Origin of the sequence: Catenulispora rubra (genome assembly GCF_015356825.1) — a bacterium.
In the GTDB taxonomy this organism is placed as follows: Bacteria; Actinomycetota; Actinomycetes; order Streptomycetales; family Catenulisporaceae; genus Catenulispora; species Catenulispora rubra.
On record NZ_JAACYW010000412.1, the window covers coordinates 1 to 7,989 of the forward strand.

Consider the following 7,989-nt stretch of genomic DNA (forward strand, 5'->3'; position numbering starts at 1 on the left):
CCCGCGCCCCCCGCGCCGCGAGCCGCCGCGCGGTCTCGGCCATCTCCCGCGCGCTCGCGTACCGCGCCTCGGGGTCCTTCGCCAGGGCCCGCATCACCAGCTCGCGCACCGGCTCCGACACCATCTCCGGGAGCGGCGGCACCGGCTCCTGCAGGTGCTTCATCATGATCCCGAGCGGGGTCCCGCCGTCGAAGGGCGGCGTACCGGTCAGGCACTCGTACGCGATCACCCCCACCGCGTACTGGTCCGCCGCGGCCGTCACCGCCGTGTGCCGCGCCTGCTCCGGCGCCGCGTACACCGCGGTGCCCAGCACCACGTCCGCCGCCGTCAGGCGCCGCGCGTCGGCGGTGCGCGCCACGCCGAAGTCCGTCACCACCACGCTGCCGCCGCGCAGCATCAGGTTCGCCGGCTTCACGTCGCGGTGCACGATCCCCTGGTCGTGCGCCGCCTGCAGCGCCTCCAGCGTCTGCGCCACCACGGTCAGCGTCGTGGCCTCCGACAGCGGGGCGCTCTCGTCCAGCAGGTCCGACAGCGGGCGGCCGGTGATCAGCTCCATCACCAGGAACGCCGTGCGCGGGTCGTCTGCCTCGCCGTAGTCGAACACCGACACGATGCCCGGGTGGCTCAGCGCGGCCAGCACCCGGGCCTCGGTGTGGAAGCGGGCGGCGAAGCCGGCGTCGTCCAGCAGCGCCGGCAGCAGGATCTTGACCGCCACCTCGCGCCCCAGCACCGTGTCCAGGGCACGCCACACATCGCCCATCGACCCGCCGCCGATCCGCTGGCGCAGCTGGTACCGACCGGCCAGGACGGTTCCCTCACCCCACATAACGCCGTTCCCCAAGAATCGTGTCGGACAGACTCGAATCACACTCAAGCCATAGATCAGAGCTTTTCAGAGGAACCCAGCGGCTGCATGGCACGCTTGCGGCGCCGGGCCAACCAAGCAGCACCGGCGACTCCCCCGGCGGACAGTATCCCGCCTCCGCCAACGGCCAAAGCCCGGCCGGTGAAATCCTGCTTCACCGGAGCCGCGGCGAACGGAAGCGGAGCCGGCACGGCCGGAGGCGGCGTAGTGGCCGGCGCCGGAGTCGACACCGAAGTCAACGCCGCATACGGATCGACGATCCCCCATCCGTAGTAAGCGTCCGGCGCCCCGGCCGCCATCCGATCAGCCGTCGCATACAACCGCTGCCGCACCTGCGCGGCCGTCAGCGACGGATACCGGCTCCACACCAGCGCAGCGGTAGCCGTGACGTACGGCGCCGCGAAAGACGTCCCCAGCCCCGAAGCCAACGTCCCGTTGCCCGCCGGCCCGATCCCCAACAACGGCGCGTCCGAAGACCCGCCGGGAGCAGCGATCCCGACATACGCACCATGCTCGGAGTACGGCGTCACCGCCCGATCCGCCCCCACCGCCGCAACCGCGATCACCCCCGGATAAGCAGCCGGATACTGCGGCGGATCCCCGTCCTGCTGCGCGCCGAGATTCCCCGCCGCGGCCACGATCAGCACCCCGGCGGCCTGAGCGTCCCGCACCGCCGAAGCCAGATCGGGCGAGTTCGTCGAACTCCCCGCCGACACGTTGACGATCTTCGCGCCCCGAGCCACCGCCTCCCGGATCCCCTGGGCGATCGGCGCGTCCTCGCTCTCGCACGTCTTGTACGCCCGGATCGACAACAAGCTGACCACCGACGGCGCCAGCCCCACGACCCCCGACCCGGACCGGGCCTGCGCCGCGATGATCCCGGCGACCATCGTCCCGTGCCCGAGCGCGTCGGCCGTCGCCGGATACGTCTTCGGATCGACGAGCGACGCGCTGTCCGCCACGTCCACCGCCCCGGCCAGCTGCGGCGCGCCCACGTCGATCCCCGAATCGACCACCGCGACCTTGATCCGGGAGCCCGACCCGATGAACGGCGCCAGATCCCCGAACCGCAAAGCGGTCTGCGCCCAAGGCACCTGCGCGGTCACCGGCACCGCCTGCACCGACGGCGAGCAGTCGTCAGCCGCCGCAGCGGGCAGTCCGCCGACCGGGACGACGGCAAGTCCGACGACGAGCGCGCTCACCGTCCCGCAGCACAAAAGCCTTCTCACGCCGCGTCCTCGCCGGCCCAAGCCGTCTGCACCACCATCGTCCCGCTCCGCCGGCTCACCAACTGCGCCCGCCCGGCCGGCAGCCGCACCGGCCGCGCGTCCCCGAGGAACACCCCCTCGTCCTTGCTGCACGACAGCAACAACCCGGGCGTGCTCAACTCCCACAGACGCCGCAGCACCGGATCACTCATCCCCCGCGCCGCACCGGCCGTGGACCGCGCCAGCACCAGGTGCAGCCCGATCTCCGCGGACTGCGGCAGCAGCTCCAGCAGCGGCCCGAGCGGCGTCCCGCGGCTGCCGATCATCAGGTCGTAGTCGTCCACGACCACATACAGCTCCGGCCCGCTCCACCAGTCCCGCAACGGCAACCGCGCCGGCTCCACATCCGGCCCCGGCACCCGCTGCAACAGCACCGGCGTGATCTCCTTCAGCAGCTCCTCCAGCGCGCCGGCCGTCACCGCGTACCCGAGCTGCTTCGACGGCGGCACCGCGTCGTGCAGCCGGCGCCGCGTGTCCGCCAGCAGGACCCTGACTTCCTTCGGCTCGGCCCGCTCAGTCACCGCCTTGGCGACCAGCCGCAGCAGGTTCGTCTTCCCGCTCTCGTTCTCCCCGAACACCATCAGGTGCGGCGTGGCGGCGAACTCGTGCAGCACCGGCTGCAACCGCGTCTCGTCCCAGCCCAGCGCCACCGCCGTCCGGGACGCCGGCTGCGCCAGCCGCGCGGCCGGCAGCAGCGTCGGCAGCATCCGCACCGGCGGCGCCGCCTGCCCGGGGTGCGCCTTGGTGACGTACCGCACCAGGTCCCGCGTGCCCTCGCCGAGCGTCGCAGAGTCCGGATCTCCGTCGATGCGCGGCAGCGCCGCCAGGAAGTGCAGCCGTCCCGACGTCAGGCCGCGGCCCGGGATCGCCGGCACCTCCTTGGCCAGCGCGGCGTTCACCTCGGAGTCGATCGGATCGCCGAGCCGCAGCTCCAGCCGGGTCCCGATGAGGTCGCGCAGCCACGGCCGCACCTCGGTCCAGCGCGCCGCCGTGATCACCAGGTGCACGCCGAAACCGAGCCCGCGCGCGGCGATGTCCTGGATCGCCGGCTCCAGCCGCTCGTAGTCCTGGTGGAAGGTGAACCAACCGTCGATCACGAGGAACACATCACCGAACGGATCATCCGGGAAGTCCCCGGACCGCCGACGCCTCCGGTACTCCGCCATCGACCCGACCCCGGCCGCGGCGAACGCCTGCTCGCGCTCGGCCAGCAGCATCGACACCTCGGCGACGGTCCGCGTCACCTTCTCCCCCTCCAGCCGCCCGGCGACCCCGCCGACCTGCGGCAGGTCCGACAGCGCGGTGAGCCCGCCGCCGCCGAAGTCCAGGCAGTAGAACTGGGTGTCGCGCGGCGTGTAGCGCAGACTCAGGGAGCTGATCAGGGTCCGCAGCATCGTCGACTTGCCGGACAGCGGCGCGCCGACCACCGCGACGTGCCCCGCGGCCCCGGCCAGGTCCGCGACCAGCGGATCGTGCCGCTGCTCGAACGGCCGGTCGGTGACGCCGAGCACGGCCAGCAGCGTGTCGTCGGGCCCGGTCACGCCGCGTGCGGGACTGGCGGCGGCGGCCAGCGAGCCGTACCGCGTCGCCCGCGGATCGGGTTTCGGCAGCCCGCCGGTCAGCGCCGCGACGGCCTCCGGCAGCAACGCGTCCAGGGTCGGCGGCGTGGACAGCGGCGGCAGCCAGATCCGGTGCGCCGGCCGGCCCTGCCCCTGCATCCGCGAGGCCAGAACCTGAAGCGTGGTCTCGGAGATCGGCGGGCTGGTGAACTCCTCCTCGGCCTCCGTCTCCGCCTCCTCCGTCTGCGGGGCGACACGCGGCGCCAGGTACGACGAGCGGTACCGGATCACGTGATAGCGCCCCGAATCCTCGGCCTCCTCGCCGGACTTCGGCGGGACATACGGTGCTGACACGTATCCCGCGCGGAATCGGATCAATGGATCGGTGCCGCAGCGAAGAAACCCGTGGCCCGGTGTCGAAGGCAGGTCGTAGGCGTCGCCGACGCCGAGCACGGCCCGCGACTCGGCCACCGAGAAGGTCCGCAGGCCCACGCGGTACGAGAGGTGGCCCTCCAGCGCGTGGATCCGGCCTTCGTCAAGCCTCTGCGAAGCCAGCAACAGGTGCACGCCGAGCGAGCGCCCCAGCCGGCCGATCATCACGAACAGCTCCAGGAACTCCGAGTGCGCGGCGAGCAGTTCGCTGAACTCGTCGACCACCAGGAACAGCGACGGCATCGGCGCCAGCGGCACCCCGGAGTTCCGTGCCGCCTCGTAGTCGCGCAGCGAGGCGTAGTTCCCGGCGGCCCGCAGCAGCTCCTGCCGCCGCACCATCTCGCCGTGCAGCGCCGTGTACATGCGCTTCACCAGCGGCAGCTCGTCGGCCAGGTTGGTGATCACGGCCGAGGTGTGCGGCAGCTTGTCCAGCCCCAGGAACGTCGCGCCGCCCTTGAAGTCGACGAGCACGAAGTTCAGGATCTCCGGATCGTTCCGCACCGCCATGGCCAGCACCAGCGTGCGCAGCAGCTCGCTCTTGCCGGACCCGGTGGCGCCGATGATCATGCCGTGCGGCCCGGTCCCGCCCTGCGCCGCCTCCTTGATGTCCAGCTCGGCCGGCAGCCCCTGCTCGGTGAGGCCGAGCGGGACCCGCAACCGCTCCCGGTTCGGCCGCGGCTGCCAGACCTGCGCCGGGTCCAGGGCGCGGGCGTCGCGGATGCCGAGCAGGCCGGTGAAGGAGATGTCGCCGGTGCCGCGTCCGCCGGCGTCCCCGGCCCCGCTGACTCGCAACGGCGCGAGAATCCGTGCGGTGGCCGAGGATTCGGCGGTGCTCAACGTCGCCGCGCGTCCCAGGGGACTGACATCCTCGCCGCCGGCCCGGTCCGAGGTCACCGTCGCCAGCGCCGCGTCCGCACCCTCCCGCGTCGCGCGCAGACGCAGCGTCGCCACCGGGACGTCCGGCCCGACGGCCGCGCCGGTCAGGTCCAGCAGCACGGCGTTGCGATAGCCGCTGCGCAGCGCACGGTGGTCGGCCGGCAGCTCGCCGCCGTCCAGCAGGATCACGGTGAACGGCTCGCGCGAAGTCGGCGCCGCGCTCGGATCGTGCGGCCCGCGCTCCCGGAAGTCGCCGGGAGAGAGCAGCCGCTCCAGATCCGCGAAGCTGTCGCTGATCAGCCGTACCCGGCCGACCGCGTCGACTTCCGAAGTGTGCAAAGCGTGCGGCAGCCACTTGACCCACTCCCAGCGCTCGCGCGTGGTGTCGCCGCAGTGCACTGCGATCCGTAGATCCTCCGGGCTGTGGAACACCGCGAGCTGCGTGAGCAGGGCGCGCACCACGGCCCGGGTCGCCGGTCCGTCGCCGTCGAACGCGACCCGCGCGAACGCCCGCAGGTTCGCGGCGATCGGCAGGTCCGGAATGGTCTTGTAGGCCTGCAGGAACCGCCGCAACGCGTTCGCCGACACCGGGTCCAGGTCCTCGATCGGCTTGGTCTGCGGCGGCGCCATCTTCACCGCCAGCGCCATCGGCCCGGTCGCCAGCCGCACCTCGCCGAAGTCCCGGTCGGCAGGTCCCCGCTCCCACAGCCGGCCGCTCATCGCTACCGACCACAGCGCCGCCGGGTCCGGGTGCCGCCAGGCCAGGGCCTTGATCTGGGCGTCGATGTGCTTGCGCACCTGGCGCCGGTTCTGGTCCAGGTGCCGCAAGTAGTCGCGGCGGTCCCCGGACAGCTTGGCCTTCTTGTCGCCGCCTCCCCGGCCGAGCTGCGTGCCGACCATGCCCAGCGAGGACACCGCCATCATGCCGCCGGCCAGGTAGTTGGTGGCCCGCGCGCCCGGCTGCAGGAACATCATCGCCATCGCGCCGCTGCTGGCCGCCATCGGCAGCACCATCACCGCTTGTCCGAGGCCTCCGGACACCGGTTCGGGGATCGCCGGCGGTTCCTGGAAAGCGATCTCATCTTGAGGAAACTGCGGCGCGGGGCGACGCGGCACTGGCCGGTACTCACGGATGCTCAACGTCAGCTCTGCTTCCTCTGGCGGCCTGGTCACACGACCCGCGATAGTCGAGCACTCGTCCAGACCGGTGTGCAAAGGAAAGAAGAGCGGGACGTTGAGCATCCGAGCCACGCTGCCTGAGGCCGATCTGTGCCGCCTCTCCATCGCGACCCCCGCCAACGTGCTGGAACTGGCCCTGCCGACGGCCGTCCCGCTGGCGGACTTCCTACCAGCGGTCTTGAGCTTCGCCGGGCCCGAGCTGGCCGACGCCGGCCTGGCCCACGACGGCTGGGTGCTGCAACGCGTCGGTGGCGCCCCGCTGCCCGCCGCCCGCACCCTGGCCGAGCTGCAGATCCTCGACGGCGAGACCCTGTACCTGCGGCCGCGCCGGGCCACCGCGCCGACGGCCGTCTTCGACGACGTGGTTGACGGACTGGCCACCGCTGTGCGTGAGCGCGAGGACCGGCTCCGCGAGACCGCCGGCCGCTGGGCCGGACCGGTGCTCGGCGCGGTGGCGCTGACCGCCGGCGCGGCGAGCGTGGCGGCCGGGTCGGGCCCGGTCGGGCAGCGTGCCGGGATCGCCGGCGCGCTCGCCGTACTGATCCTGATCGCCGCCGCGGTCGCGGGCCGGATCATGGGATCCCGGCCGACCGCGACCGCGCTGGGCGTCGCCGCCGTCGGCTGGGCCGCGCTCGGCGGCTGGCTCGCGGCGGACACCTTCGCGCACACCATGACGCATCCGGAGTCGGCCGCCGCGCTGTGGGCCGGAGCGGCCGCGCTGCTGGCGTCGGCCGGTGCCGCGGCTGCGGTCGGTGCCGGTTCGGCGGTCGGCGGCTCGATGGCCGGCAGCTCGGCGGGTGCCAGCTCGGCGGGTGGCGGTTCGGCGGTCGGCGGCAGGGCCCCGGGCCGGAAGGCCGCCCCGGCCTCATCACCGCGCAGATCCCAGACCGGCACAGCGGTGCTCGACGAGCCGGAGGCCGGTGCGAGTGGCCTGGAGCCGTTCGTGGCGACCGCGCTGATCGCGGTGGGAACAGTGATCGCCGGAGCGCTCGGCACCGGCCTGCACAGCGCGCTGTCGAAGAGTGCGACGATCACCGCGGTCTTGGCTCTGGGCTTCGTCCTGGCGGTGCCCAGGCTCGCCTTCCGCCTTTCCGGTCAACGGCTTCCAGCCCTGCCCGCCACCGCCGAGCGCATCCAAGTCGATCTGCCCGCCCGACACCAGGCAGATCTGTGGCAGACTTCCGCGCGCGTGGACCGGCTGATGGGCGCGTTCCTCATCGGCAGCGGGATCCTGGCCGCCGGAGGTGCGACTCTCGCCGCCGCCCACGGCGTACTCGGCACGATCGCCGCCGCCGACCTCGGTATCGCCTTCCTGCTCCGGGCCCGCGTGTTCGCCCGGACTGCTCTCAGGCTCCTGATGCAGGCCACCGGCATGCTCGCGCTCGCCGGCGGCGCCTGGCGGGCCTCGGCGGTCGGGCACACCCACGGCACCACGGTCGCCACCACCGCCGGGATCGCCGTCGCCACGCTGGTGGTCGGGCTGATCGCGGCCTCGGTGGGGCCGAAGCCGCAGACCGACGACCCGCCGTACGCGGCGCGCGCCGCCGACATCTCCGAGTACTTCGTGCTGATGGCGCTGGTGCCGTTGGCACTCGGGGTGCTCGGCGCCTTCGGCTGGGCGCGCGGACTGGCGGGCTGAGCGGTGGCGACTCGGCGGCAGGAGCTGCAGGCCCACAAGTTCATGGTGCGGCGGCTGACCGCGGGGCTGGTCGGCGGGGACGCGGGCACCGCGCAGCCGCCGGCGCAGCGGCTGAAGGCCGGGCTGTTCCTCGGGACGGCGGCCGGGGTGCTGGGGCTGGCTCTTATACAC

The 7,989-nt window shown here is 73.2% G+C and carries 5 protein-coding genes; 2 read left to right on the forward strand and 3 right to left on the reverse strand.

The genetic code is table 11. From position 1 onward, the window contains the following. From GWK61_RS50655 to eccCa, 3 genes are all read right to left on the reverse strand, one after another. The coding region (locus GWK61_RS50655; RefSeq protein ID WP_194921130.1) for a serine/threonine-protein kinase at nt 1-826 on the reverse strand (826 nt) is incomplete at its 3' end. Between the two features lie 56 nt (nt 827-882). Further along, nucleotides 883-2,094: a S8 family serine peptidase gene (locus tag GWK61_RS50660; RefSeq protein ID WP_194921131.1), complete on the reverse strand. Its 1,212-nt coding sequence runs from the start codon at nt 2,092-2,094 to the stop codon at nt 883-885. Next, on the reverse strand, nt 2,091-6,242 hold the full coding sequence (eccCa, locus tag GWK61_RS50665; RefSeq protein WP_438939829.1) for a type VII secretion protein EccCa: 4,152 nt from the start codon (nt 6,240-6,242) through the stop codon (nt 2,091-2,093). Before eccCa ends, GWK61_RS50660 begins: the two co-directional genes overlap by 4 nt. On the opposite strand from eccCa, the gene eccD reads away from it, so the two are divergent. Both eccD and GWK61_RS61260 read left to right on the forward strand, forming a co-directional pair. Then, nucleotides 6,235-7,818 (forward strand): type VII secretion integral membrane protein EccD, encoded by a 1,584-nt coding sequence (gene eccD, locus GWK61_RS50670; protein WP_194921133.1) that lies wholly within the window; start codon nt 6,235-6,237, stop codon nt 7,816-7,818. The genes eccCa and eccD overlap by 8 nt on opposite strands. A 3-nt stretch (nt 7,819-7,821) precedes the next feature. After that, nucleotides 7,822-7,989 (forward strand): type VII secretion protein EccB (locus GWK61_RS61260; protein ID WP_194921142.1); only part of this gene is annotated, 168 nt, incomplete at its 3' end.

What these genes read in the sequence shown, in the direction of transcription:
- eccCa (WP_438939829.1), bottom strand. Translation starts at nt 6,242, where the DNA reads ATGCTCAACGTCCCGCTCTTCTTTCCTTTGCACACCGGTCTGGACGAG.